Genomic DNA, 23154 nt, shown 5'->3' with positions numbered 1-23154 from the left:
GAAACCCCGTGTCCATCGCCACGACGATCGAACTCATCTCCAACGGCCGGGCCGGCGGGAGCACCTGCACGCCCGACCTCGCCGTGCCGACGTGGGACTTCGACTCGCGCCCCGGGTACGGCCCGGGGTCGTCGATGTCCGACGTCATCCCGACGAGCGCCCCGCGTCAGGGTGTGCTGCCCGACGAGTACAAGACGGCCCCGACCGACGAGCTCCACGAGCGCATCGAGCGGGCGAAGGCCACCCTCGGCGACCGGGTCGTCGTCCTCGGGCACTTCTACCAGCGCGACGAGGTCGTCCGGCACGCGGACTTCCTGGGCGACTCGTTCCAGCTCGCGAACGCCGCCCTGACGAAGCCCGACGCCGAGGCGATCGTGTTCTGCGGTGTGCACTTCATGGCCGAGACGGCCGACATCCTGGCGCGCGACGACCAGCGCGTGATCCTGCCGAACCTGGCGGCCGGGTGCTCGATGGCCGACATGGCCGACATCGACAGCGTCGAGGCCGCGTGGGCGGAGCTGACGGCGGTGTACGGCACCGAGCCCGACGCCGACGGCCGCGTCCCCGTGATCCCGGTCACCTACATGAACTCCGCCGCCGACCTCAAGGCCTTCTGCGGTCGCAACGGTGGCATCGTCTGCACCTCGTCGAACGCCGCGACGGTGCTCGAGTGGGCCTTCGAGCGCGGGCAGCGCGTCCTGTTCTTCCCCGACCAGCACCTCGGCCGCAACACCGCGAAGGCGATGGGCATCAGCACCGACCTGATGCCGATGTGGAACCCCCGGAAGCCCCTCGGCGGCAACGAGACGAGTGACCTCGAAGCGGCCAAGGTCATCCTCTGGCACGGCTTCTGCTCGGTGCACCGCCGCTTCACGGTCGACCAGATCGACCAGGCACGCCGCGAGCACCCGGGCGTGCAGGTCATCGTGCACCCGGAGTGCCCGATGGCCGTGGTCGACGCCGCCGACCACGCCGGCAGCACCGACCTGATCCGGAAGACCGTCGCCGCGGCCACCGAGCCGACCACCTTCGCGATCGGCACCGAGATCAACATGGTGAACCGGCTCGCCGCCGAGTACCCGCAGCACACGATCTTCTGCCTCGACCCGGTCGTCTGCCCCTGCTCGACGATGTACCGGATCCACCCGGGCTACCTCGCCTGGGTGCTTGAGGCACTCGTCCGCGGCGAGGTCCTCAACGAGATCGTCGTCCCCGCCGACGTGCAGGCCGACGCCAAGGTGGCACTCGAGCGCATGCTCGCCGCGAAGCCGCGCGGCTGAGACGCGGACCCGACCGAACGAGGGAGACCACCGTGCACGTCGTCATCGTCGGGTCCGGCATCGCCGGCCTGACCGCAGCCATCCGTGCGAGTGCCCTGCACGACGTCACCCTGGTGACGAAGGGGGCACTCGCCGACAGCGCCACCGCGTACGCCCAGGGCGGCATCGCGGTGGCGCTCGGCGCCGACGACTCCGCGACGCTGCACCAGGCCGACACGCACGTCGCCGCGGCCGGCAGTGCCGACGCCCGGGCCGTCGAGGTCCTGTGCACCGACGGCCCGGCCCGCGTCCGCGACCTGCTCGCGCTCGGGGTGCCCTTCGACCGCTCGTCGGACCCGGCGTCACTGGACCGGTACGGCGACGACCTCGCCCGCGGTCGCGAGGCCGCGCACGGCCGGTGGCGCGTCGTGCACGCGGACGGTGACGCGACCGGGGCCGCCATCGAACGCACCCTCATCGCGGCACTGCACCGACGGCACGTCACGATCCTGGAGCGCACGAGCCTGACCGACCTGGTCGTCCGCGGCGGAGCGGTGGTCGGCCTCGACGTCCTCGACCTGCTCGGAGAACCCCGCCGGCTCGACGCGGACGCCGTCGTCATCGCGTCCGGGGGAGCCGGACACCTGTACCGCGAGACGACGAACCCCCTGGTCGCGACGGGCGACGGGGTCGCCGCCGCCTGGCGCGCCGGCGCCGTCCTCGCCGACCTGGAGTTCGTCCAGTTCCACCCGACCCGACTCGCAGTCCCCGACGGGGGACTGGTCTCCGAGGCCGTCCGTGGCGAGGGTGCCGTGCTCCGCGACGCCGCCGGGCACCGCTTCATGACCGACGCGCACCCGGACGCCGAGCTCGCCCCGCGTGACGTCGTCGCCCGTGGGATCGCCGCCGCGGTGCGCGACCAGGGCGGCGCGCCCGTGCTCCTCGACGCCACCGGTCTCGACGCCGGGTTCCTGGTCTCGCGGTTCCCCGGACTCACCCGGGCCACCCGCGCCGCCGGGTTCGACTGGACCCGCGAAGGCGTCCCCGTCGCACCGGCCGCGCACTACTCGATGGGCGGCATCGCCACCGACGCCGAGGGCCGCACCAGCCTGCCCGGACTGCTCGCCGTCGGCGAAGCCGCCTGCACCGGGGTGCACGGCGCCAACCGGCTCGCCTCGAACTCCCTGCTCGAGGGACTCGTCTTCGCGGTCCGCGCAGCGGACGCGGTCGCCGCACCGCGACCCGGCCTGCTTCGCCTGCGCGGGGACGCCGGTCTCCACGTGACCAGCGTGCCCCGAGCGGCCGACGCGATCCGTGCCTCTCCCCACCTGCTCGGCCGTCACGCCGCTCCGCAGGCTCCGCAGGCTCCGCAGCGCGCCGGAACCGGCAGGCGTGGGCCCAGTCCGACCCTGCCTGGAGGCGCGACCCACCTCGACGACGTCGGTGCCGTCCGGCTGGCGGTCCAGTCCGTCATGACGGACCGTGTCGGGCTGCTCCGTGACGCCGTCGGGCTTGCGAGCGCACGCCGCGACCTCGACGCGCTGACCGCGCCGACCGGCGGCGGCGTGCGTGAGCACGAGGACCGCGCGCTGCTCGACCTGGCACGACTCGTCGCGCTCGCCGCTGCAACCCGCACCGAGTCCCGCGGGGCGCACGCCCGCACCGACCACCCCGACACCGACCCCGCCGCCCCGGCCTCGTACGCCTGGGTCGTCGACCACACCGACGCACACCCCGACGAGCACACGGACGAACGTGCCGACGGCTCCGCAGTCTTCCCGCAGGAGGTACCCGCATGACCACCGACCCCGGCACCATCCCGCCGCACGCGCTGCGTCGCGTGATCGAGACCGCGCTCGAGGAGGACGCGCCCTGGGGCGACGTCACCAGCGAGACCCTGATCCCCGCCGAGGCGACCGCGACCGCGACCCTCGGCGCGCGCGAGCCCGGAGTGCTGAGCGGCGGTGGGGTCTTCGTCGCCGTGATGCACGCCGTCGACCCGGCGGTCGATGCGGTCGTGCACGTCGCCGACGGCACACACTTCGCGGCCGGCGACGTCCTCGCGACCGTGACCGGGTCGGCGCGGGCCGTGCTGCGGGCCGAACGGGTCGCCCTCAACCTGGTCCAGCGGATGTCGGGCATCGCGACGGCCACCGCCGCCCACGTCGCGGCCGCCGCGGGCACCGCTGCGCGGATCGTCGACACCCGGAAGACGACGCCGGGCCTCCGTGCGCTCGAGCGGTACGCCGTCCGGTGCGGCGGCGGACACAACCACCGCACCTCGCTCTCCGACGCCGTGCTGGCCAAGGACAACCACCTGGCGGTGCTCCTGGCCGGCGGCATCGGCATCGGCGACGCGATCGCCCAGGCCCGCGTGCGTCTCGGACACACCGTGCACGTGGAGGTCGAGGTGGACCGCATCGACCAGATCGAACCCGTCGTCGCGGCCGGGGTCGACACGATCATGCTCGACAACTTCACCACGGACGAACTCGTGACCGGGGTCGGCATCGTCGCCGGACGCGCGCTCGTCGAGGCCTCGGGCGGAGTGTCGCTCGACACCGTCGCGGCGATCGCGGCCACCGGCGTCGACGTCATCTCGGTCGGGGCGCTGACCCACTCGGCGCGGGCGCTCGACCTCGGGCTCGACATCGACGTCGCGGTGCCGACGGAGCACGTCGCGGTTCCCGTGCGGGACTGACCGTGTTCTACCTGGACCGCGCCGCCACCACCCCGGTCCGCCGCGAGGTGCTCGAGGCGATGTGGCCGTACCTGACGGGGGTGTTCGGCAACCCCTCGTCGACGCACGGGTTCGGGGACGAGGCCGCGCGGGGTCTCACCGCCGCACGGGCCGCCGTCGCCGGGGTGCTCGGGTGCCGGCCCGCCGAGGTCGTCTTCACCACCGGCGGCACCGAGGGGGCGAACACCGCGATCAAGGGGATCGCCCTCGCCGCTCCCCGCGGTCGGCACGTCGTCACGAGCGCCATCGAGCACGAGGCGGTGCTGGAGAGCTGCGCGTACCTCGCCCGCTTCCACGACTTCGACGTCACCGTGCTGCCCGTCGGACCGGACGGCCGCGTCGACCCGGCGGTGCTGCGTGCGGCCCTTCGCTCGGAGACCACGCTCGTCTCGATCGCGCACGCCGACAACGAGATCGGCACCGTGCAGGACGTGCCGGCGCTCGCCGCGGTGGCGCACGAGGTCGGGGCGCGCTTCCACACCGACGCCGTGCAGTCCGCGCCCTGGCTGCCGATCGGTCTCGGGCCCCTGGGCGTCGACGCGCTGTCGTTGTCCGGGCACAAGCTCGGCGCCCCGAAGGGCACCGGCGTGCTCGCCGTGCGCTCCGGCGTCCCGCTCGAGCCGCTGCTGCACGGCGGGGGACAGGAGCGGGGGCGGCGGTCCGGCACCGAGGACGTGGCCGGTGCCGTGGCGGTGGCGACCGCCCTCGGGCTGGCGGCGGAGACGGTGCGGTCGGGGGAGGGCACGGCGACCACCGTGCGCGACGCGGTGCTCGACGGCGTGCTTGCCGCGGTCCCCGCTGCATTCGTCACCGGATCGCGGGAGCACCGACTGCCCGGGCACGCGTCGTTCTGCTTCCCGGGTGTCAACGGCGAGACCGTCCTGCTCGAGCTCGAGCAGCGCGACGTCGTGTCGTCGTCGGGCAGTGCCTGCGCGGCGGGCAGCACCGAGGCCTCGCACGTGCTCACGGCGCTCGGGGTCCCCGAGGACGTGGCCCGGACCGCGCTGCGCCTGACGTTCGACGCCTCGCTGACGGCCGACGACGTCCGGGTCGTCGTCGGAGCGGTGGCCGACGCCGTGGCGACCGTCCGTGACCTCCGCTGAGGTGTACTAGACGTTCTACTCCATCTCTGGGTACGTGTCCCCCCTTCTGCGGACAACCGATCTGCGTCAGAGTGTCGTCATGGCAAACGCGATGATGACCAGGACCCGACGGGACGACCGCTTCCGAGCGGTGCAGCTCCTGCCGGCGCCGGCCACCCTCGTCGCGCTCGCCCTGGCAGCGCAGCACGACCTCGGCACGGCCCCGCTCGGGCTCATCGCCGTGGTCGGAGCGCTCGCGACCGCCGGGAGTGCCCTGCTCCCGATGGTCCGGCCAGCCGCCGCCCACCGGTCGATGCCCGCACCGACCGAGACGGACCGGTACCGAGAGGACACCGAACACCCTTGAGGTCCACCACCGTGCGGTTCCCCTGAACCGAGCCGCGCGGTGGACCCAGACCGGATGTCGACCCCCTGATCGACGTCCGGCGCGGGGCGCGACGTTCCCCCTGTCGTCGTGTCCCGCCGTACACCGCGATCCCGCCGTGGGTCGACGTCCGCACCCCTGAGCGGCGTCGGTTCCCCTGCAGCCCACGGCGGGTTCCGGTTCCCCGGTAGCGTCGTCGCATGCCCTCGTACCGCGTGACCCTGGCGATCGGTGCCCTCGCGACCGGCACCGCACCGGACGCCGTCCTGCCCGCCGCGGCCGCCCTCGTGCGCGAACACGCCGTGGTCGAGGCCGAGGACGTCCGCCTGCTCCGTGGCGTCCCGTGCGCGGTCGTGCGCTTCGAGGCCGAGGACGACCGTGTCGCCGCGGCCGTCCGCGACGTCGCGGTCGACGGGCTGCGGGACGTGGTCGAGATCCGCTCCGACGTCGTCACGCGGCGCGAGGGTGGTCGCTGGATCCCGGTCGCCTGACGATCAGGCGGTGTGCGTCGCCGGTGCCGGTGTTCCCGGCCAGACGTAGTCCAGGTCGTCCGGCACGTCGGGGAACAGCTCCCGGTAGTGCTCCGGCGCCTTCTGCACGAGCTTCGAGCGGTGCGAGACGTGCAGGGCCTCGTCGTCGTTCCACGGCGGGATCGGCACGTCACCGCGCTCGTACGCCGCCAGGTCCTCCGGCACACGGCCCAGGTCGAGCAGAGTCTTCTCGAGGCACGTGTCGGCGTACCCGCGCTCGGCCCAGACGCGGCACGTGGCCTCCTGGTAGGCCATCAACGCCGGGCGGTAGCCGCGCCACATCGCCGTCACCGGGTGGTGCTGCCAGCCGTAGTCGGGAAGCGTCAGTGCGCGCATCACCTGCAGGGTCTCGACCCGCTGCTTGCCGAGCCGCCGGTCGTCGAGGACCTCGGCGGATGCCCGGAAGTCGGCGTACGGCAGGAAGGTCTGCATGGCGCGGACGCTACCCCGACCGACTGGCACCCGACACATGTCGTCACGAACGTGCCGCCCGCCCCGGCAGCGTGTGAGCATCGACCGCATGAGCGGAGAACTGGTCGTCGGCGTCAGTGGCAGCCCATCGGACCCCTCGCGGACCTCGACCCTGGTCGCGGCGACGGTGGCCCGGTTGGCTGAGGAGATCGACGGCGCCCGGACCGAGACGATCGAGATCGGCCCGCTGCTCGCCGACCTCGGAGCGGCCTCGGGTCGCGAGACGATGTCCGACCGCACCCGCCGGGCCCTCGAGACGGTGGAGGCCGCGGACGTGCTCGTCGTCGGCAGCCCGGCCTTCCGGGCGGCCTACTCCGGCGCCTTCAAGCTGTTCTTCGACTGGGTCGGGCAGTACGACCTCGTCGACACCCCGGTGCTCCTGACCGCCACCGGTGGCAGCGACCGGCACGCCTTGCTCGTCGAGCACCAGATGCGCCCGCTGTTCGGGTTCTTCCAGTCCACGACCCTGCCGCTCGGGGTCTTCGGCAACGAGCGGGACTTCACCAAGCGCGAGGGCGGGTACGACATCGCGAGCGTCGACCTGGAGCTCCGCATCGACCAGGCCGTGCGCCGGGCCGTGCCGCTCATCCGCGGGGGCTTCGCCACCGCCGGGGTCGCCGACGTGCCCCGTCCCGCGGACTTCTGACCCGCGGTGCTCTCAGTCCGGTCGGTGACGTCGTCCGCTGCGGACGGGCCGTCGCGCCTGCGGCAGGGTCTCGACGACGAGCTCGTACGAGTTGCGGACGAGGTCGCCGACGAACGCCTCGGTGACGCCGGCCCCGCCGTGGAGCGTGATCCAGTGCTCCTTGTTCATGTGGTAGCCGGGCGTGACGGTGTCCCGCTCCTGTCGCAGGGCCTCGGAGTGCTCCGGCTCGGCCTTGAGGACCACGACGGGCTCTCCCGGGACCTCGGTGACCAGCAGGAACACCTTGCCGACCACCTTGAAGACCTCCCAGTCGGGGCCGAAGGGGTGCTCGTGGGTCACCGCTGGCAGACCGGCCGCGACCTCCATCGCGTGCTCCTGCACGGCGGTGCCGTCCAGGTCGTCGGGGTGGCCTGAGTCGTCGCCGTCGTGCGCCTGTGAGGAGTCCGTCCGCGGTGCGCCCGTCATCCGGCCACCGTCGTGAAGCCGAGCACGGCCGCGGCGACGGAGAGGACGGCCAGGACGAGCGGTGGCACGACGGGTTCGTGGCGCCGGGCGTGCACGACGACCGCCCCGATCATCAGCACGGCGAGCCCGACAGCGGCGATCGGGGTGAGGACCTGCGCGGTCGAGGTGAGCAGCGGCAGGACGAGGCCCAGGGCGCCGACGACCTCGAGGGCCGCGATCAGCTTGATCGCGGCGGGGGAGAAGTCTGCGGCCCAGGGCATCTCGCCGTCGATCAGCGCCGATCGGGGGCGGACGAGCTTCATGACGCCGGCGCCGAGGAAGGCGAGGGCGAGGAGGCCGGAGATGATCCAGAGTGCGATGAGCATGGGGTGTCTTCCTGTTGGTGAGCGTGGTGAGCGTGGTGAGCGTGGTGAGCGTGGTGAGCGTGGTGCGCGGTGGTTCAGTCGTGGTCGTCGGGGCGATCGGCGTCGGCGTCCCGCTGGTCGAGGTGGTGGTGCAGGGTGGCCGTGAGTGCCCGCATGGTCTCGAGCTGGTCGGGTGTGAACGCGTCGACGAACACCTGGCGGACCAGCCGGAGGTGCGCGGCGGACGAACTGCGGAAGACGCTCGCCCCGGTGCCGGTCAGGGTGACGGCGGCGCCGCGAGCGTCACCGCCGACCCGTCCCCGGAGCACGAGCCCGCGTTCCTCCATGCGTTTGAGGTGGTGCGACAGGCGGCTGCGCTCCCACCCGATCCCCGTCGCCAGGTCCGACGACCGCAGGGTGCGGTCCTCGGCCTCGCTCAGGGCGAGCATCACCGAGTAGTCCCCGGGTGAGATCCCCGAGGTGTCCAGGAACGCCGTCGACAGTGTGCGCCGGACGCGCTCCGACGCCTCGACGTAGGCGCGCCAGGTCGCCAGTTCGTCCGCGTTCGGTGATCGCCGTCCGGGTCGGTGCTCGTCGGTTCCGTGCACGGTGCCTCCATCGTTGACAAGCCGACCCTATCCGCAGATGATTGACGCGTCAATTACATGATTGACACGTCAATGAAATGAGGGCCACCATGTCCGACATCACCTTCGGCCTCGACACGTTCGGGGACGTCCCCACCGATGACCACGGCGCCCAGGTGGGTCACGCGAGGTCGATCCGGCAGCTCGTCGACGAGGCGGTCCTGGCGGACCAGCTCGGCGTCGACGTCTTCGCGGTGGGCGAGCACCACCGGCCGGAGTACTCGGTCTCCTCGCCCGAGACCGTCCTGGCCGGCCTGGCAACGGCGACCGAGCGCATCCGTCTCAGCTCGGGCGTCACGGTGCTGAGCTCTGACGATCCGGTCCGTGTGTTCCAGCGCTTCGCGACGGTGGACGCGCTGTCGAACGGACGGGCCGAGGTGATCCTCGGTCGCGGGTCCTTCACCGAGTCGTTCCCGCTCTTCGGCTACGACATGACCGACTACGAGGTGCTGTTCGAGGAGAAGATCGAACTGTTCGCCCGGTTGCTGCGCGAGACACCCGTCACCTGGTCGGGCACGACCCGTGCGCCGCTCGTCGACGCAGACGTGTTCCCGAAGACCGAGCACGGGCTCCGGACCTGGGTCGGCGTCGGCGGGTCACCGCAGTCCGTGGTGCGCACCGCCCAGTACGGCTTCCCCCTGATGCTCGCCGTCATCGGCGGGCAGCCGGAGCGCTTCCTGCCGTTCCTGGACCTGTACCGCCGTGCCACGGAGGAGTTCGGGACGACCGCCCACCCCGTCGGCGTGCACTCACCCGGGTTCGTGGCCGACACCGACGAGGAAGCGCTCGAGGCGTGGTACCCGCACTACAAGGTCGTCCGCGACCGGATCGGGGCGCTGCGCGGGTGGCCGCCGGTGACGCGGGCCGAGTTCGACCACGAGGTACGGTCCGGCTCGATGTACATCGGGTCCGCCGAGACCGTGGCCCGGAAGATCGCCCGGACCGTGCACGCGATGGGCGTCGGTCGGTTCGACATGATCTACACCTCGGGGGCCCAGTCGATGCGCGCCCGCCTGCGCTCCGTCGAGCTCTACGGCGGTACCGTCGTGCCGCGCGTGCGGGAGCTGCTGGCCGAGATGCCGGCGACGCAGACGACGGAAGCGGCCTAGCTGCGGTCAGGGGAGGGCTCGGCGGACAGGGTGTCGCCGAGTCGGGTCAGCAGGCCCCGGAGCACGTCCTGCTCGCTCGCTGTCAGGCCTGCTGTCGTCTGCGCTTCCAGGGAGTCCCAGACGGCCGCGACGGGCTCCTCGAGCGCGCGGCCGGCGGCGGTGAGTGACACGAGGACGACCCGACGGTCCGTCGTCGAGCGCTCGCGGTTCACGAGTCCGAGCTTGTCGAGCCGCGCGAGCGCCTTCGCCGTGGTCGGTGGCTCCACGGACAACCGACGCGTCAGGTCCGCCTGTGACAGCGGGGCTTCCCTCCACAGCTCCATCAGCACGAACTCCTGGCCGGCGGCGAGACCGACGGCCTGCAGCAACGAGCCGGCGAGCTTCCGGTGTGCCTTGGCCACCGCGGGGATCAGCGAGCTGATCGGGGTCGCAGGGCGCTCGGGGCTGCCTGGGGAGTCCATCCGAGTCCTTCCGGAATAATCATTAGTCGGCTTAGCTTCTACCCGACGATCGAACACGAAGGAGTCAACCATGACGACAGGATCCACCCCCACCATCGCCGTCTTCGCCGCCACCGGGAGCCAGGGCGGTGCCGTCACCGACGCGCTGCTGGCACGCGGCGCCACCGTGCGCGCACTCATCCGCGACACCGGTTCCGAGAAGGCCGCCGCGCTCGCCGAACGCGGGGTCGAGCTCGCCCGTGTCGACGTCGCTGATGCCGCCTCGCTCGCCGCTGCGCTCGAGGGCGTCGACGCCTTCTGGTTCATGACCACGCCACCCGGGGGCATGCAGGACGCCGACACCGCAGGGGAGACCGCCCAGGGCATCGCACTGACCGACGCCGCTGCGGCGGCACGCGTGCCCCGCGTCGTCTTCAGCTCGGTCGGCGGTGCTGAGCGCGACTCCCACGTGCCGCACTTCGACTCGAAGTACCGCGTCGAGGAGCACCTGGTCGCCCTGGGGCTGGTCACCACGATCGTGCGTCCGGTGTTCTTCATGGACAACTTCCGCTGGTTCGCGCCGACGACCGAGGACGGCACCCTGGTCCTCCGCCTGCCGTTCCCCGACGATGTCGTGCTCCAGATGATCGCGGCGCGCGACGTCGGCGCCGTGGCCGCCACGGCACTGCTCGATCCGGACGCCGTCCCTGCCACGATCGAGATCGCCGGCGACGCCCGCACCGGCAGCGAGATCGCCGCGGCCTTCGCCGAGCACACCGGCATGCCCGCCCGGTACGAGGCGCTGCCCCTGGCCGTGATGGACGGGCAGGACGACATGCAGGCCATGTTCCGGTGGTTCGCCGAGACGCCCGCCTACCAGGCCGACCTCGACCAGGTCCGCCGCATCGCGCCGGACACCTGGACGCTCGACCGGTGGCTGCAGGCCGTCCACTTCACGCCCGCCCGCTGACGCCGCCGACGAAGCACCAGGGAGACACCATGCAGGCAGTGCAGTTCACCGCGTACGGGTCACCGGACGTCCTCGAGGTCGTGGACGTCGACGTGCCTCGCCCCGGGCCCGCCGAGGTCGTCATCGACGTCGCCGGTGCCGGCATCAACCAGCTGGACACCAAGATCCGCTCCGGGGCGATGGCGGCGGGTGCAGCGCTCGCCGCACCGTCCGGCACGGGGTTCGACGCGGCCGGGACCGTCGTCGAGGTCGGCACCGACGTGACCGACGTCGTGCCGGGCGACACCGTCTTCGGCACCGGACGGGACACGCTCGCCCAGCAGGCCGTGCTGACCCGGTGGGCGCTGGTCCCCGCCGGAGTGGACGCCGCCGACGCCGGCGGATGGGGCGTCGCGGTCGAGACGGCGAACCGGCTCCTCACCGAGATCGGCCTCGAGCACGGCACGCTCCTGCTCAGCGGCGCGTCAGGTGGCGTCGGTTCGGCGCTCGTGCAGCTGGCCCGGGCTCGCGGGCTGCAGGTGGTCGGGACGGCGAGCGAGCGGAACCACGCGTACCTCGAGGGCCTCGGAGCGGTCCCGGTCACGTACGGTCCCGGACTGGTCGAGCGGGTGCGCGCGGTGGCGCCGAGCGGGATCGACGGCGCGCTGGACCTCTCCGGCGCCGGGGTCATCCGTGACCTCGTCGCGCTCGTCGGCGATCCCCGGCAGGTGATCTCGATCTCCGACTTCACCGCCCCCGGGCTCGGCGCGCGCGTCTCGACGGGCGCGAACCGCACCACCGATCCGCGCGACGGCTTCGTCGAGGCCGCAGCCCTGCCGGGCTTCTCCCTGCACGTCGAGCGCCGGTACCGGCTCGACGAGGCGCGGGCCGCGCACACGGCCGCGGAACGCGGGCACACCGTCGGCAAGCTCGTCGTCATCCCGTAGGCGAAGGCGGTCCGGGACGCGTCGGGTGTCGGACGGGAGGCCCGTGGCGGGTCCGCCACGGGCCTCCCGTCCGCCTGTTGCTCAGTCGAGCAGGGACGCGACGTGCGCGACCGCCAGGCGGTAGCCGTCGGCGCCCGCGCCGGCGATGACCGCCGTCGCGGCGGTGGCGACGTGGTCGACGTGGCGGAACGGCTCGCGCTTCCACGTGTTCGACAGGTGCACCTCGACGACGGGGACCCACAGGGCCTCCACCGCGTCGTGCAGCGCGACCGAGGTGTGCGCGTAGGCGGCGGGGTTGATGACGACCGCGGCGAAGTCGTCGAGCGCCTCGTGCAGCCACTCGACGAGCTCGCCCTCGCGGTTCGTCTGGCGGAAGTCGGCCTCGAGCCCGTGCACGGCTGCCTCGGTGTGCACGATCGCCTCGATCTCGGCGAGCGTCACGGTGCCGTACTGCTCCGGGTCGCGGCGCCCGAGGATGTCGAGGTTCGGGCCGTTGAGGACGAGGATGCGCGACGCGTCGGTCATGGGCCGAGCGTAGCGAACCGGGGGAGCGTTGCGCGGCTCGGACGATGCATGTGCTCGCTATGTGAACGGTCACAAACCGGTGTAACGTCTCCGTCCGGGTCGGCAGAGTTGTCGACTGCAACACACTGACGTGGAGATGTGAATGGTTCTCGCTGCAGCGAACGAAGGGATCCGGCTCGACTTGGGCTGGGTCGACTACCTGATGATCATCGTGTACTTCGCGGTCGTCATCGGGATCGGGTTCACCGCCCGCAAGCAGGTCCGGACGAGCATGGACTTCTTCCTGTCCGGCCGCTCGATGCCGGCGTGGATCACGGGCCTGGCGTTCGTGTCCGCGAACCTCGGTGCCACCGAGATCCTCGGCATGGCGGCCAACGGTGCCCAGATCGGCATGGCCACCCTGCACTACTACCTCGTCGGCGCCGTGCCCGCGATGGTGTTCCTCGGCCTCGTGATGATGCCGTTCTACTACGGCTCGAAGGTCCGCTCCGTGCCGGAGTTCATGCTGCGCCGCTTCGGCAAGGCGCCGCACCTGGTGAACGCGATCGCGTTCGCGGTGTCGAACGTGCTCATCGCGGGCATCAACCTCTACGCGATGGCCATCGTCATCGAGGCCATGCTCGGCTGGCCGGAGTGGCTGGCGATCATCGTCTCCGCCGGCTTCGTGCTCGTCTACATCACCCTCGGCGGGCTCTCGAGCGCGATCTACAACGAGGTCATGCAGTTCTTCGTGATCATCGCGGGGCTCATCCCGCTGACGATCGTCGGTCTGCACCGCGTCGGCGGCTGGGACGGCCTGTCGAAGGCCATCACCGAGACCCAGGGTGTGCAGCACCTGCAGGCCTGGGCCGGCACCGGCTTCGGTGACGTCACCAACCCGATCGGCGCCAACTGGCTCGCCATCGTGCTCGGCCTGGGCTTCGTGCTCGGGTTCGGCTACTGGACCACGAACTTCACCGAGGTGCAGCGCGCGTTCTCGGCGAAGAACATGTCGGCGGCCCGGCGCACCCCGCTCATCGCCGCGATCCCGAAGCTCTTCATCCCGGCCATCGTCGTGATCCCCGGCCTCATCGCCGCGGCCGTCGTGGGCAACCAGTTCGCAGACGGAACGCTGACCTACAACGACGCGATCCCGAAGCTCATCCAGATGTACCTGCCGACCGGCGTGCTCGGCATCGCGGTGACCGGTCTGCTGGCGTCCTTCATGGCCGGCATGGCGGCGAACGTCTCGTCGTTCAACACCGTCTTCACCTACGACATCTGGCAGCGCTACATCCGCCCGAACATGCCAGACCTGCACTACCTGAAGACCGGTCGCTGGGTCACCGTGGTCGGCGTCGTGGTCGGCATCGCAACCGCGTTCATCGCGGCCCAGGCGTCGAACATCATGACGTACATGCAGACGCTGTTCTCGTTCTTCAACGCACCGCTGTTCGCCGTGTTCATCCTCGGCCTGCTCTGGAAGCGCATGACGACGCAGGGTGCGCTGTGGGGCTACGTGCTCGGCATCGTGACCCCGACGATCACCTGGATCGCCTACCTGGTCAACCCCGACCTGTTCGCCACCGCCACCGCTGAGACCCTGTACGGCGCGATCATCTCGTTCGTCACCGTGCTCGTCGTCGGCTTCGTCGTCTCGATGCTGACCAAGCCGAAGGACGAGAAGGAGCTCGGCGGGCTCGTCTACGGAGTCGGCAAGATCGACCTGCACGGCGACTCGGTCGCGACGGACACCGCCTGGTACCGCTCGCCCGCCCTGCTCGGCACCGTCGCGCTCGTGCTCTGCGTCGTCCTGTACCTCCCGTTCCTCTGATCCGCGAAGGAGACCACTTCTCATGAGTGACACCACCACCCCCGGCGCGATGACCGAGGAGCAGAAGGCTGCCCTGGTCCGCTCCACCCGCCGACTCGACCTGCGCCGCATCCTCGGCGGCCTGTTCGTGCTCTACGGCGTGATCACGACCATCGTCGGGATCGTGCACTGGAACACCGACCCCGAGAAGACCGGCGGGATCCACATCAACCTGTGGGTCGGGATCTCGCTGCTCGTCGGCGGTGGCCTGTTCTTCCTCTGGGACCGCCTGAACCCGGTGCCCGCCGAGGACATCATCGGCCAGGCCGAAGCCGAGGCGGACCAGCGTGCCGCGGGCGAAGGGCGCGAACTGGCCTGAGGCGCCCGGGTCGGGCGTCCCGGCCTGACGTGGAACGACGAAGTCGCTGTCGGACGACAGCGACTTCGTCGTTTCCGGCCTGGGCGGCGGACGCCTTGACCGGAGCCTTGCATGGCGGGTAGCATTGATATGTCGATCGGGTGCTGCTCGTTCGAAAGTGAGCCCCGGAGTATCCTGCAGCCAGCGCGGGACCGGGGTTTTGCGCTGCCCGGGCGGTCATTCGGCCCGCACGACCTCCACTCGCACGTGCTCGCTCTCGGCGCCGTGCACGTGCATCCCGCAGGCGATGTCGGCGAGTGACAACAGCGGCTCCAAGCCGCCTCGGACGTGTTCGTACTGCAACTCGGCGCCGAGGCCCCGAGCGCGGAGAGAGTCCATCATCGAAGCATCACCTGCGTCCCGCGCCGGCCCGCGCGACTCGAAGACCACGCGACTGACTCCGCGCTGATCGAGCTCCCAAGCGAGGCGCTCCAGGCATCGCCTGCGACGGCGTTCCGTCCGGGCCGGACGACCGGTGTAATGGATGACGACGATGGCGACGGCATGCCGCAGGAGGTCGAGCCATGAGAGGCGCTGTTCTCCGAGCGCCTCGTACCAGTGCAGCTTCCGCATCCGCCGAGGGGTCGCCCGTCGAATCGCCTCGCGGGCTTCGTCCTCGCCATTGGTCCGCATGATCACCGCGGCGAGGACGTACGCGGCGTGGTCCCGTCCACCACCGGGTTCCGACTCATCGACGTACGCCTGCATCGGACCAGCATATTGTGTACCGGTTGGTTCCCCCACGAAACGGTTGCGTGCTGATCCAGGTGGGTCCAGGTTGAGCGTGACGAAAGGAACCGCCATGGACACGATGGTCTTCATCAACCTGCCCGTTGCCGACCTCGAACGCTCGAAGGCGTTCTACGAGGCGCTCGGCTACTCGATCAACCCGGCCTTCAGCGACGACACCGCGGCGTGCGTGGTGGTGAGTGACGCCATCTACGTGATGATCCTGACCACCGCGAAGTTCGCGGAGTTCACCGACAAGCGGATCGCCGACGCCGACACGATCGAGGTCATCAACTCGCTCAGTGCCCCGTCGAAGGAAGAAGTGCACCGCGTCGTCGACGCCGCGGTGGCCGCCGGCGGCACCGAGGACCGCCCGGAGATGGACCTCGGCTTCATGTACCAGCGGAGCTTCACCGACCCGGACGGACACCGCTGGGAGTACGTGTGGATGGACGAGCAGGCGACGCAGGACGGCCCGCCCGCCGAGTGAGCCAGGCGCTGTCGGCGGCGCCCGCCAGGATGGTCGCATGAGCACCGAGCCCGTCCACGCCCCGCCCGTGCCCGACCTCGTCACCGGCGACGACGGCCTCGCTCGGCCGGTCTGGGCGTCGTCGGACGAGCTCCTGCGCGAGTACTACGACACCGAGTGGGGCATGCCCGTCCGCGACGAACGCGGGGTGTTCGAGCGACTCTCGCTCGAGGCGTTCCAGTCGGGTCTGTCGTGGCGCACGATCCTCGCGAAACGACCGGCGTTCCGTGCAGCCTTCGCCGACTTCGACGCCGACACCGTCGCGGCCTTCGGCGAGGACGACGTCGCACGGCTGATGACCGACGCCGGGATCGTCCGGAACCGCGCGAAGATCCTCGCGACGATCACCAACGCGAACGCCACGATCGCGCTGCGGCAGGACGGCGGGCTCGCCGACTTCGTGTGGTCGTTCCGGCCGACGTCCACGCCCGAGCCACAGTCGTACGCCGAGGTCCCGACGAAGTCGGACGAATCCCTCGCCCTGTCGAAGGCGCTGCGGAAGCGCGGCTTCGCCTTCGTCGGACCGACGACGATGTACGCCCTGATGGAAGCGCTCGGCATCGTCGACACCCACCTGATGGGCAGCCACCGGCGCGGCACCTCCGGGGTCTGGAGCTGACGGAAGGAAGCGGCGGGGGCGGGGTGCGCGGGCCGGGACTATGGTCGCGGCATGGCCGATGAGATCCGGATCGCGTTCCTGCTGTTCCCGCACCTGACCCAGCTCGACCTGACCGGTCCGGCGCAGGTCCTCAGCCGCGTGCCCGGCTCACGCCTGGAGTACGTGGCGGCGACGCTCGACCCGGTGCCGAGCGACTGCGGCTTGTCACTCGTCCCGACCGTGACGATCACCGACGCGAGCGCTGCGGACGTCCTGGTGGTGCCCGGCGGCGACGGTGCCTTCGACGCGATGCTGGACCCCACGGTCGTGGCCTTCGTCCGGCGCCAGGCCCGGGACGCGACGTGGATCACCTCGGTGTGCACCGGCGCCTTCGTGCTCGGCGCCGCCGGGCTGCTCGCCGGCAGACGCGCGACGACCCACTGGGCCTCGAAGCCGATGCTCGAGGCCTTCGGCGCGCAGCCGGTGGACGTCCGGGTCGCCCGGGACGGCGCCGTCGTCACCGCCGCCGGGGTGAGTGCGGGCATCGACATGGCGCTGTGGCTCGCGGCTGAGCTCGCCGGACGGCCCGCGGCCGAGGCGATCCAGTTGCAGATCGAGTACGACCCGCAACCGCCGTTCGACCACGGATCCGCCGAGCACGCCGACGCCGCCGTCGTCACCCGGGCCCGCGCAGCAGCCGAGGAAGCGCGCGGCGCGAGGGTGACCCGCGCAGCCGCAGCGGTCCTGCACTGACGCGGACCTGCGCACGGTCACGAATCCCCGCTGGGCTCCGCCGAGTGGTCACGACACGTCGTTCCGGGCGCGGCCAGTCGACACTTCGTGACCGCTCGGGGCCATGCACGCGGGGTGTTGTGACCGGGCGGTGACCCGAGCCGCCGTCCTGCGCTAGACCAGGGCTTTGCGCATCTGCGCCGACGTCACCTGGTACCCGAGCGCCGCGTAGAGCTCCTGCGCCCCCGTGTTGTAGCCGAACACGTTCAGCCCGATGCTCGTCGCACCGTTCTCGGCGGCGGCACGGTGCCCGAGTTCGAGCGCCCGACGGGCGTGCCCGCGGCGCCGGTGCGCCTCGTCGATCTCGACGTTGAACACCCACCAATCGGTGCTGCCCGGCGTGAGTGGTCCGATCCACAGGTACCCGATGACGGTGTGGTCCTGATCGGTGACGTCCCACACCAGGTGTCCGTCAGCGGGGGAGCCGCCCGGGAACCAGCGGTCGAGTGACTGCTGCTTGTTCGCCTCGGCCTGCTCGCGGGTCTCGCCCGCCTGCATCCGTGACTCGACGTACTCGGCCATCGTGCTCTCGAGCCAGGCCGGCAGACGTGTGGCCGGCATCACGACCAGCCGCGTGTCCGTCATCGGTTGCCCTTGGAACCCCGGCTCGGCTTGCCGCGCATCTTGCCGCGACCGGGCGTGGGCCCCTTGCCGGTGTTCGACTTCTTGCCGCTGCCGGACTTGCCGCTGCCGGGCGACTTGGCCTTGGCCTTGCCGCCGGCGCCGGCGCCGGCGGAGCCGCCCCTGGAGCCCGACGCCCCCGACGCACCCGACCCACTCGACCCACTCGACCCACCCTTGGCAGCCGACCCGGCCTTGGCACCGCCACGAGCCGGACGCGAGCCGTTGTCGTCGTCGCGATCCGTGCCTCCCGGCTGGCGCGAACTGTTGGCGGTCCGCCCGCGCACCACGCCGATGAACTCCTCGGTGGTCTCGGTGGCGTCCTCGTCCCGCCAGACCAGCGCGATGCGCGTGCCCTCGGCGTTCATGAGCGGACGGCCCACCAGGTCCTTGCGGCTGGCGGCGCGGAACAGTGACTGGGGGAGCACGACGACGCCGACGTTCGCCTCGACCAGGTCGAGCGATCCGTCGATGTCGGCAGGCACCGGGCCGGCGTCGATCACGTGGACCTCGGCGTCGGCGAGGTCGACCTCGGCGAGTTCGGCGAGGGGGGAGTCCTTGGGCATCGCGACGACGGCCGTCTCGGTCCAGAGCGGGATGGCGTTGTGCTGCTCGGACACGGGCATGCGTGCGAAGACCATGTCGGCCTCGCCGGCCAGCGTGTCGTCGACGTCGTCAGCACCGATCGGCCGCAGCCGGAGCTCGATGGAGGGGAAGCGTTCCCGCCAGACACGGGCCCACTTTGCGGGGGAGACCCCCGGCACGAAGGCGATGGTGAGAGCCGCGGTCATGCAGACGAGCATAGGGGCCGTACCCTTGTCTTCATGGCGCAGGAACAGACCATGAAGCCCGAGACGGCTGCGAAGAAGCTCGGCATCTTGCTGACGGCCGCTCCGGAGTCCTTCCAGAGCGCTCCCCTCACGCGGACCGCCTTCGACGAGCTCCGGACCGAACCCCCGACCTGGCTCGAGGACCTCCGCCGCGACGGCCCGCACCCGCGACCCGTCGTGGCGCAGAAGCTCGGCATCTCCATCTCCGGCCTGAGCCGTGTGGGGATCGACGACGCGCTGACGACGGCGGACATCAAGACGCTGCTCGAGCAGAAGCCCGAGTGGCTCGTCCGCGAACGTGCGACGCAGGCCGCCGTGCACGCCGAGAACGCCCGCGTGAAGCAGGAGCGCGCCGCCAAGGCCGCTGCCCGCGCCGAGGACTGACCCACCCGCTCTCCTCCGCCGCACCGAGGACACCCCACGTGCACGAGACCGTCGCCGACGCCATGCTCGTCGTGCCGCAGTTCGCGTCCGTGTGCTGCATCGTCGGTGACCGCTACCGCCCGCGTCCGGGCGTGATCGTGCCGGCGGGCGTGATGCTCGTCGCGATGCTCATGCCCGTCGTCGACGCCGGAGCGGTGTGGACCCTGTTCGCCTCGACCCTCCTGCTCCTGCTCGCGCCGTTGCCCGTGATGCGTCGCCGCCGCCCCGACGGTCGCCGCGCGGAGCCGATGGACGTTCACCGCGCGCTCTCCGCCGTCGTGATGGCGGGGATGCTGCTGACGGGGCACGCGACGGGGGTCGCCGGCGACCACGCCGGGCACGGCATCGCACTGTCCGCGGTGCTCGGCGCCGGCGTGATCGGCTACTGCGCGTTCAGCGGCTGGCTGCTCCGGTACGAGTGGGGTCGTGAGGACCGGCGGGCCGTCCGCAGCGGCGAGGTCTTCGCGATGACCGTCGCCGTGGTCGGCATGACCCTGGCCATGTAGCGGAGCCGCCTGCCCGGTCAGTCGCGCGCAGCCGGTCCGTCGGGTCCGTCAGTCGCGCGCGGCGCTGTCCGTCGAGGCGTCCGCCGCGTGCGTCACCCGCTGCTTCGCCGCCTGGATCGTGTCCTTCGGCACCGGCGGCACACCCCGCCGGATCCCGCGCAGGCCGACGACGAACAGGATCGCGGTCACGATCGCGAACACGACGAACGTGATCCCGGTCGCCGCCCACAGCGGCAGCGCCAGGGCGAGCAGCGCCACCGCGAAGCCCGCCAGCGCGACCAGGGTCGTCACGGCGAACGCGACGGCCACCCCGGTGAGCACCAGCCCGGTCTTCGCACCGCTCGCGCGCTCGCCGATCTCGCGCCGAGCCGAGGCGACCTCGTCACGCACGGCGCGCAGCACCGGCTCGAGGGCCTTCTGCACGAGACCGGCGGTCACCGTGTCGCGGAACGACGGCCGTCCGGGAGCGGTGGTGTCGTCGTGGTCGGTGCTGCTCATGGGGGTCTCCTGTCCGGGCGCGGCGGTGCGCGTCCCCTGACGGGACGCGACTGGTCCGATGATCGTCACGCTGGCTCGCGTGCGCCCGGTGCGTTCCCAGGTTGTGCAACGGACGGGAGGCCCGCCCCGCGTCGACGACGCCGGACGGGCCTCCCGGGTGGTCGGGCCCACGGCCCTACTCGCTGACCTCCTCGAGGTCGTCGATCCCACGTGCGGCGGCCGCTGCGCGGCGGGCGCGCATCGACGGCGCGGCGAGTGCGGCGAGCACGGCCACGACCGCCACACCGGTGCACGCCCAGAACCCGATCGTGAAGGCGTCGTCCGTCGGCAGCCCCTGCGGCGTGCTGTGCGAGGTGATCAGCGCTGCGATGACGGCGGTGCCGACGCTCGAGCCGATGGTGCGGACGACCGTGTTGGCGCTGATGGCCTCACCGGTCTGGTTCGCGGGGACGCTCTCGATGATCGCGTTCGAGCAGGCGGCGAGGGCCATGCCGATCCCGATGCCGGTCAGGACGCCGGAGGCCACCACCTGCCACAGCTCGGCGTGTGCGATCGCCGGCAGCAGGAACGCGGCGACGATGGCGAACCCGCCGATGAGCATCGGCGGCTTCGGGCCGACCTTGCGCACCAGGATGCCCGCGATGGGCCCGGCGACGACCATCATCACGACGGTCGGCAGCAGGAACAGACCGGCCTGGGTGACGTCCTTGCCGAAGCCGTAGCCGAGCGCCGTCGGGAGCTGCAGGAGCGTCGGCACGAGGACGAAGGTGCCGAACATCGCGAACCCGAAGACGAGTGCGACGACGTGGGCGGTCCAGACCCCGCGGACCGCGAAGAGCCGGACGTCGATGAGCGGCTCGGCGACCCGGAGCTCGACGAGGACGAACACGACCAGTGCGACGGCGCCGAGGACCAGCAGGCCGATGGTCTTGCCGTCGCCCCAGCCCCAGGTCTCGCCCTCGCTGACGGCGAGCAGGATCGCGACGAGCGACACCGCGAGGACGAACGTGCCGACCATGTCCAGGCGGCCGGGCTTGCGCACGGGCGACTCCGGCATGCCGAAGACCGCGCCGAGCAGTGCGATGACGACGAGCACGGCGGGGAGCCAGAACAGCCAGTGCCAGGACAGGTGCTCGACGATGGGGCCGGCGGCGACGATGCCGACACCGGCACCGATGCCGAAGATCGCGGACAGCAGGCCGATCGTGACGCTGACCTTCTCCTTCGGCAGCTCGTCACGCACGATGCCGATCGACAGCGGCATCACGGCTCCGGCGGCACCCTGCAGCGCCCGCCCGACGATCAGGACGCCGAGGTTCGGCGCGAGGGCGGCGAGCACGGCGCCGACGAGCAGGATCGACAGCACGACGATCAGGACCTTGCGCTTGCCGATCATGTCGCCCAGGCGACCGAGGATCGGCGTGAGCACCGAGGCGGAGAGCAGGTAGGCGGTGAGCACCCAGCTCGTCGCGCTGGTGGAGGCGCCGAGGTCCTGCCCGATGGTCGACAGTGCCGGGGCGACCAGCGACTGCAGGACCGCGAAGGACAGGCCGCCGAGTGACAGGTAGACGATGATCGCCGTGCTGTTCGGCCGGCGTCCGTCGGTGGTGGGGTGCGAGCCGGTCCGTGGGCTCTGCAGGGTGTCGGTCATCGTGCTCCGTGTCGTCGTGGTCGTCGATGTAAACAATTGCTGACATGACGAGCGTACGCGTTCGGGAGAGCATGTCAACGCTTGCTTACATCCCTGTGAGGACCGATAGGCTGCGCTCCATGAGCAAGGACGCCGCGGCCACCCGACTGCTGCTCGTGCAGGCCGCCCGGCGTCGGTTCGCCTTCGACGGGTACCGCGGGACGACGGTGCGCGACATCGCCGGGGACGCCGGGGTGAACGTTGCCCTGATCAACCGGTACTTCGGCTCGAAGGAGGGGCTCTTCCGCGCCTGCCTCGACCGCGTCGTCCGCGCACTGGGCGCCGAGGAGACGAGCGAGCGGGGCCTCGAACGGGCGCTGACCGGCATCATCACGCACATCGTGCGCGCCCCGAACGACGACGACTCCCTGCAGCTCATGCTCCTGCTCCGGTCCTCCGGCGACGACGGCGCCGATGCCATCCGCCGTGAGACGCTGCGCCGGTACGCCGAACGGCTCGCGGGCGCGGTCGGCGGCGCGGGGTCCGAGGAGCTGCTCGTCCGCGCCGAGATCGCGCTGGCGGTGGTGCTCGGGATGTCGATGCTCCGTCAGTCCACCGCGGTGGAACCGCTGGCATCCGCTGAGGACGTCGTCGTGTCGGCCGCGCTCGAGGACGCCCTCCGCGCCCTGCTCGCACCGCCGCGGTAGCGTCGAGCCGTGTCCGACCGTCCCGCACGTCGCCCCGACCCCGTTCCGCGCCTCGACGAGGTCGACGAGCGCATCCTCTGGACCCTGTCGGCCGACGCCCGAATCCCGAACAACCGGCTCGCGGCCGCCGTCGGCATCGCGCCGTCGACCTGCCTGGCACGGGTCCGTGCGCTCGAGGACGCCGGGGTGATCCGCGGCTACCGGGCCGAGGTGGACGTCGCCCGGCTCGGGTTCTCGATCGAGGCGATGGTGTCCGTCCGGGTGCACGCCGCGGCCCGCCACGAACTACGGGACTTCGCCAAGCGCCTGCTCCGGGTGCCCGTCGTGCAGGACGTGTCGTTCCTGGCGGGGGACAAGGACTTCCTCGTGCACATCGCGTGCGAGTCGACCGAGCAGCTCCGGGACTTCGTCGCCGACGAACTCAGCGGCGACCCCTCGGTGGCGACGACGCAGACGAACATCGTGTTCGAACGCCTCGTCGCCGACCGGGCGACCCAGGGCCGCTCGTTCGACGAGCTGCGGCGCTGGCGGGCCTGACGCGC

The 23154-nt window shown here is 71.6% G+C and carries 30 protein-coding genes; 19 read left to right on the top strand and 11 right to left on the bottom strand.

The features are described 5' to 3' along the window. Positions 1–8: 8 nt before the first annotated feature. From nadA to DEI85_RS12445, 6 genes are all read left to right on the top strand, one after another. Positions 9–1280 carry a quinolinate synthase NadA gene (gene nadA / locus DEI85_RS12470; protein WP_110862480.1) on the top strand — a complete coding sequence of 424 codons (1272 nt, stop codon included), beginning with the start codon at positions 9–11 and terminating at the stop codon, positions 1278–1280. Positions 1281–1312: 32 nt separating this feature from the next. Next, the gene (locus DEI85_RS12465; RefSeq protein WP_111124118.1) at positions 1313–3058 is read left to right on the top strand and encodes an L-aspartate oxidase; all 1746 of its coding nucleotides are present in this window, start codon (positions 1313–1315) and stop codon (positions 3056–3058) included. After that, positions 3055–3960 (top strand): carboxylating nicotinate-nucleotide diphosphorylase, encoded by a 906-nt coding sequence (gene nadC / locus DEI85_RS12460; protein WP_110862478.1) that lies wholly within the window; start codon positions 3055–3057, stop codon positions 3958–3960. Before DEI85_RS12465 ends, nadC begins: the two co-directional genes overlap by 4 nt. Positions 3961–3962: 2 nt before the next feature. Beyond that, positions 3963–5102, top strand: a complete 1140-nt coding sequence (locus tag DEI85_RS12455; protein ID WP_111124117.1) for a cysteine desulfurase family protein — start codon at positions 3963–3965, stop codon at positions 5100–5102. A gap of 79 nt (positions 5103–5181) precedes the next feature. After that, positions 5182–5448 (top strand): hypothetical protein, encoded by a 267-nt coding sequence (locus tag DEI85_RS12450; protein WP_146249020.1) that lies wholly within the window; start codon positions 5182–5184, stop codon positions 5446–5448. Positions 5449–5666: 218 nt separating this feature from the next. After that, positions 5667–5957 carry a hypothetical protein gene (locus DEI85_RS12445; RefSeq protein ID WP_111124115.1) on the top strand — a complete coding sequence of 97 codons (291 nt, stop codon included), beginning with the start codon at positions 5667–5669 and terminating at the stop codon, positions 5955–5957. 3 nt (positions 5958–5960) lie between these two features. Here the strand turns inward: DEI85_RS12445 and DEI85_RS12440 are convergent, their stop codons facing one another. Continuing rightward, entirely contained in the window at positions 5961–6428 is a 468-nt protein-coding gene (locus DEI85_RS12440) for an MSMEG_6728 family protein (protein ID WP_110862474.1), read from the bottom strand. An 88-nt stretch (positions 6429–6516) separates the two neighbouring features. Here DEI85_RS12440 and DEI85_RS12435 point away from each other — a divergent pair, with 88 nt between their 5' ends. Further along, complete coding sequence (locus DEI85_RS12435; protein WP_110862516.1) at positions 6517–7113, top strand: NAD(P)H-dependent oxidoreductase; 597 nt, start codon at positions 6517–6519, stop codon at positions 7111–7113. Between the two features lie 12 nt (positions 7114–7125). Here the strand turns inward: DEI85_RS12435 and DEI85_RS12430 are convergent, their stop codons facing one another. From DEI85_RS12430 to DEI85_RS12420, 3 genes are all read right to left on the bottom strand, one after another. Next, a complete protein-coding gene (locus tag DEI85_RS12430; RefSeq protein ID WP_258369973.1) occupies positions 7126–7578 on the bottom strand; it encodes an MmcQ/YjbR family DNA-binding protein in 453 nt (150 codons plus the stop codon). Beyond that, positions 7575–7943, bottom strand: a complete 369-nt coding sequence (locus DEI85_RS12425) for a DoxX family protein (RefSeq protein WP_111124114.1) — start codon at positions 7941–7943, stop codon at positions 7575–7577. The genes DEI85_RS12430 and DEI85_RS12425 overlap by 4 nt, the downstream gene beginning before the upstream one ends. A gap of 74 nt (positions 7944–8017) precedes the next feature. Then, the gene (locus tag DEI85_RS12420) at positions 8018–8530 is read right to left on the bottom strand and encodes a MarR family winged helix-turn-helix transcriptional regulator (protein ID WP_110862472.1); all 513 of its coding nucleotides are present in this window, start codon (positions 8528–8530) and stop codon (positions 8018–8020) included. 89 nt (positions 8531–8619) lie between these two features. On the opposite strand from DEI85_RS12420, the gene DEI85_RS12415 reads away from it, so the two are divergent. Further along, the gene (locus tag DEI85_RS12415; protein ID WP_111124113.1) at positions 8620–9678 is read left to right on the top strand and encodes an LLM class flavin-dependent oxidoreductase; all 1059 of its coding nucleotides are present in this window, start codon (positions 8620–8622) and stop codon (positions 9676–9678) included. Here the strand turns inward: DEI85_RS12415 and DEI85_RS12410 are convergent. Further along, on the bottom strand, positions 9675–10139 hold the full coding sequence (locus tag DEI85_RS12410) for a MarR family winged helix-turn-helix transcriptional regulator (RefSeq protein WP_181436426.1): 465 nt from the start codon (positions 10137–10139) through the stop codon (positions 9675–9677). The two genes, DEI85_RS12415 and DEI85_RS12410, sit on opposite strands and share 4 nt — an antisense overlap. Before the next feature lie 70 nt (positions 10140–10209). On the opposite strand from DEI85_RS12410, the gene DEI85_RS12405 reads away from it, so the two are divergent. Continuing rightward, positions 10210–11088 (top strand): NmrA/HSCARG family protein, encoded by an 879-nt coding sequence (locus DEI85_RS12405; protein ID WP_111124112.1) that lies wholly within the window; start codon positions 10210–10212, stop codon positions 11086–11088. A 29-nt stretch (positions 11089–11117) separates the two neighbouring features. After that, positions 11118–12014, top strand: a complete 897-nt coding sequence (locus DEI85_RS12400) for an NADP-dependent oxidoreductase (RefSeq protein ID WP_111124111.1) — start codon at positions 11118–11120, stop codon at positions 12012–12014. Positions 12015–12095: 81 nt separating this feature from the next. Here the strand turns inward: DEI85_RS12400 and aroQ are convergent, their stop codons facing one another. Further along, positions 12096–12539, bottom strand: coding sequence for a type II 3-dehydroquinate dehydratase (gene aroQ / locus DEI85_RS12395; RefSeq protein WP_111124110.1), 444 nt, complete (start codon positions 12537–12539; stop codon positions 12096–12098). Between the two features lie 142 nt (positions 12540–12681). Here aroQ and DEI85_RS12390 point away from each other — a divergent pair, with 142 nt between their 5' ends. Together DEI85_RS12390 and DEI85_RS12385 are read left to right on the top strand one after the other, a co-directional pair. Further along, the gene (locus DEI85_RS12390) at positions 12682–14352 is read left to right on the top strand and encodes a sodium:solute symporter family protein (RefSeq protein WP_071405106.1); all 1671 of its coding nucleotides are present in this window, start codon (positions 12682–12684) and stop codon (positions 14350–14352) included. 22 nt (positions 14353–14374) lie between these two features. Next, positions 14375–14710, top strand: coding sequence for a hypothetical protein (locus tag DEI85_RS12385; protein ID WP_110862468.1), 336 nt, complete (start codon positions 14375–14377; stop codon positions 14708–14710). 216 nt (positions 14711–14926) lie between these two features. Here DEI85_RS12385 and DEI85_RS12380 read toward each other — a convergent pair whose 3' ends face one another. Beyond that, positions 14927–15571: a hypothetical protein gene (locus DEI85_RS12380; protein WP_146249018.1), complete on the bottom strand. Its 645-nt coding sequence runs from the start codon at positions 15569–15571 to the stop codon at positions 14927–14929. Here DEI85_RS12380 and DEI85_RS12375 point away from each other — a divergent pair. From DEI85_RS12375 to DEI85_RS12365, 3 genes are read left to right on the top strand one after another with little or no spacing between them, the layout of a single operon-like run. Next, positions 15552–15968 carry a VOC family protein gene (locus tag DEI85_RS12375; protein WP_110862466.1) on the top strand — a complete coding sequence of 139 codons (417 nt, stop codon included), beginning with the start codon at positions 15552–15554 and terminating at the stop codon, positions 15966–15968. The genes DEI85_RS12380 and DEI85_RS12375 overlap by 20 nt on opposite strands. Before the next feature lie 37 nt (positions 15969–16005). Beyond that, positions 16006–16626: a DNA-3-methyladenine glycosylase I gene (locus DEI85_RS12370; protein WP_111124109.1), complete on the top strand. Its 621-nt coding sequence runs from the start codon at positions 16006–16008 to the stop codon at positions 16624–16626. A gap of 51 nt (positions 16627–16677) precedes the next feature. Next, positions 16678–17358 carry a DJ-1/PfpI family protein gene (locus DEI85_RS12365; protein WP_111124108.1) on the top strand — a complete coding sequence of 227 codons (681 nt, stop codon included), beginning with the start codon at positions 16678–16680 and terminating at the stop codon, positions 17356–17358. 153 nt (positions 17359–17511) lie between these two features. On the opposite strand, the gene DEI85_RS12360 is transcribed toward DEI85_RS12365, so the two are convergent. Together DEI85_RS12360 and DEI85_RS12355 are read right to left on the bottom strand one after the other, a co-directional pair. Continuing rightward, a complete protein-coding gene (locus DEI85_RS12360; RefSeq protein ID WP_110862463.1) occupies positions 17512–17982 on the bottom strand; it encodes a GNAT family N-acetyltransferase in 471 nt (156 codons plus the stop codon). After that, positions 17979–18809, bottom strand: coding sequence for a LysR family transcriptional regulator substrate-binding protein (locus DEI85_RS12355; RefSeq protein WP_181436425.1), 831 nt, complete (start codon positions 18807–18809; stop codon positions 17979–17981). Before DEI85_RS12355 ends, DEI85_RS12360 begins: the two co-directional genes overlap by 4 nt. Positions 18810–18842: 33 nt before the next feature. On the opposite strand from DEI85_RS12355, the gene DEI85_RS12350 reads away from it, so the two are divergent. Together DEI85_RS12350 and DEI85_RS12345 are read left to right on the top strand one after the other, a co-directional pair. After that, a complete protein-coding gene (locus tag DEI85_RS12350) occupies positions 18843–19232 on the top strand; it encodes a DUF5997 family protein (RefSeq protein ID WP_111124106.1) in 390 nt (129 codons plus the stop codon). A gap of 38 nt (positions 19233–19270) precedes the next feature. Next, positions 19271–19777 (top strand): hypothetical protein, encoded by a 507-nt coding sequence (locus DEI85_RS12345; RefSeq protein WP_110862461.1) that lies wholly within the window; start codon positions 19271–19273, stop codon positions 19775–19777. Between the two features lie 48 nt (positions 19778–19825). Here DEI85_RS12345 and DEI85_RS12340 read toward each other — a convergent pair whose 3' ends face one another. Both DEI85_RS12340 and DEI85_RS12335 read right to left on the bottom strand, forming a co-directional pair. Then, on the bottom strand, positions 19826–20275 hold the full coding sequence (locus tag DEI85_RS12340) for a phage holin family protein (RefSeq protein ID WP_111124105.1): 450 nt from the start codon (positions 20273–20275) through the stop codon (positions 19826–19828). A gap of 175 nt (positions 20276–20450) precedes the next feature. Continuing rightward, on the bottom strand, positions 20451–21926 hold the full coding sequence (locus tag DEI85_RS12335) for an MFS transporter (RefSeq protein ID WP_110862459.1): 1476 nt from the start codon (positions 21924–21926) through the stop codon (positions 20451–20453). 119 nt (positions 21927–22045) lie between these two features. Between DEI85_RS12335 and DEI85_RS12330 the strand changes: the two genes are divergently transcribed. Both DEI85_RS12330 and DEI85_RS12325 read left to right on the top strand, forming a co-directional pair. Then, positions 22046–22612, top strand: a complete 567-nt coding sequence (locus DEI85_RS12330; protein WP_111090264.1) for a TetR/AcrR family transcriptional regulator — start codon at positions 22046–22048, stop codon at positions 22610–22612. Between the two features lie 9 nt (positions 22613–22621). Further along, entirely contained in the window at positions 22622–23149 is a 528-nt protein-coding gene (locus DEI85_RS12325) for an Lrp/AsnC family transcriptional regulator (RefSeq protein ID WP_110862457.1), read from the top strand. Positions 23150–23154 lie beyond the last annotated feature (5 nt).

Source organism: Curtobacterium sp. MCBD17_026, from assembly GCF_003234895.2.
Lineage (GTDB): Bacteria > Actinomycetota > Actinomycetes > Actinomycetales > Microbacteriaceae > Curtobacterium > Curtobacterium flaccumfaciens.
Note: the sequence above shows the minus strand (reverse complement) of the source record. Positions and strands in the feature narration are given on the sequence as shown.

Coding starts and splice junctions, on each gene's coding strand:
- nadC (WP_110862478.1), top strand. CDS start 3,055: ATGACCACCGACCCCGGCACCATCCCGCCGCACGCGCTGCGTCGCGTG.
- DEI85_RS12450 (WP_146249020.1), top strand. CDS start 5,182: ATGGCAAACGCGATGATGACCAGGACCCGACGGGACGACCGCTTCCGA.
- DEI85_RS12445 (WP_111124115.1), top strand. CDS start 5,667: ATGCCCTCGTACCGCGTGACCCTGGCGATCGGTGCCCTCGCGACCGGC.
- DEI85_RS12440 (WP_110862474.1), bottom strand. CDS start 6,428: ATGCAGACCTTCCTGCCGTACGCCGACTTCCGGGCATCCGCCGAGGTC.
- DEI85_RS12435 (WP_110862516.1), top strand. CDS start 6,517: ATGAGCGGAGAACTGGTCGTCGGCGTCAGTGGCAGCCCATCGGACCCC.
- DEI85_RS12430 (WP_258369973.1), bottom strand. CDS start 7,578: ATGACGGGCGCACCGCGGACGGACTCCTCACAGGCGCACGACGGCGAC.
- DEI85_RS12425 (WP_111124114.1), bottom strand. CDS start 7,943: ATGCTCATCGCACTCTGGATCATCTCCGGCCTCCTCGCCCTCGCCTTC.
- DEI85_RS12415 (WP_111124113.1), top strand. CDS start 8,620: ATGTCCGACATCACCTTCGGCCTCGACACGTTCGGGGACGTCCCCACC.
- DEI85_RS12410 (WP_181436426.1), bottom strand. CDS start 10,139: ATGGACTCCCCAGGCAGCCCCGAGCGCCCTGCGACCCCGATCAGCTCG.
- DEI85_RS12405 (WP_111124112.1), top strand. CDS start 10,210: ATGACGACAGGATCCACCCCCACCATCGCCGTCTTCGCCGCCACCGGG.
- DEI85_RS12400 (WP_111124111.1), top strand. CDS start 11,118: ATGCAGGCAGTGCAGTTCACCGCGTACGGGTCACCGGACGTCCTCGAG.
- aroQ (WP_111124110.1), bottom strand. CDS start 12,539: ATGACCGACGCGTCGCGCATCCTCGTCCTCAACGGCCCGAACCTCGAC.
- DEI85_RS12390 (WP_071405106.1), top strand. CDS start 12,682: ATGGTTCTCGCTGCAGCGAACGAAGGGATCCGGCTCGACTTGGGCTGG.
- DEI85_RS12385 (WP_110862468.1), top strand. CDS start 14,375: ATGAGTGACACCACCACCCCCGGCGCGATGACCGAGGAGCAGAAGGCT.
- DEI85_RS12375 (WP_110862466.1), top strand. CDS start 15,552: ATGGACACGATGGTCTTCATCAACCTGCCCGTTGCCGACCTCGAACGC.
- DEI85_RS12380 (WP_146249018.1), bottom strand. CDS start 15,571: ATGAAGACCATCGTGTCCATGGCGGTTCCTTTCGTCACGCTCAACCTG.
- DEI85_RS12370 (WP_111124109.1), top strand. CDS start 16,006: ATGAGCACCGAGCCCGTCCACGCCCCGCCCGTGCCCGACCTCGTCACC.
- DEI85_RS12365 (WP_111124108.1), top strand. CDS start 16,678: ATGGCCGATGAGATCCGGATCGCGTTCCTGCTGTTCCCGCACCTGACC.
- DEI85_RS12360 (WP_110862463.1), bottom strand. CDS start 17,982: ATGACGGACACGCGGCTGGTCGTGATGCCGGCCACACGTCTGCCGGCC.
- DEI85_RS12355 (WP_181436425.1), bottom strand. CDS start 18,809: ATGACCGCGGCTCTCACCATCGCCTTCGTGCCGGGGGTCTCCCCCGCA.
- DEI85_RS12350 (WP_111124106.1), top strand. CDS start 18,843: ATGGCGCAGGAACAGACCATGAAGCCCGAGACGGCTGCGAAGAAGCTC.
- DEI85_RS12340 (WP_111124105.1), bottom strand. CDS start 20,275: ATGAGCAGCACCGACCACGACGACACCACCGCTCCCGGACGGCCGTCG.
- DEI85_RS12335 (WP_110862459.1), bottom strand. CDS start 21,926: ATGACCGACACCCTGCAGAGCCCACGGACCGGCTCGCACCCCACCACC.
- DEI85_RS12330 (WP_111090264.1), top strand. CDS start 22,046: ATGAGCAAGGACGCCGCGGCCACCCGACTGCTGCTCGTGCAGGCCGCC.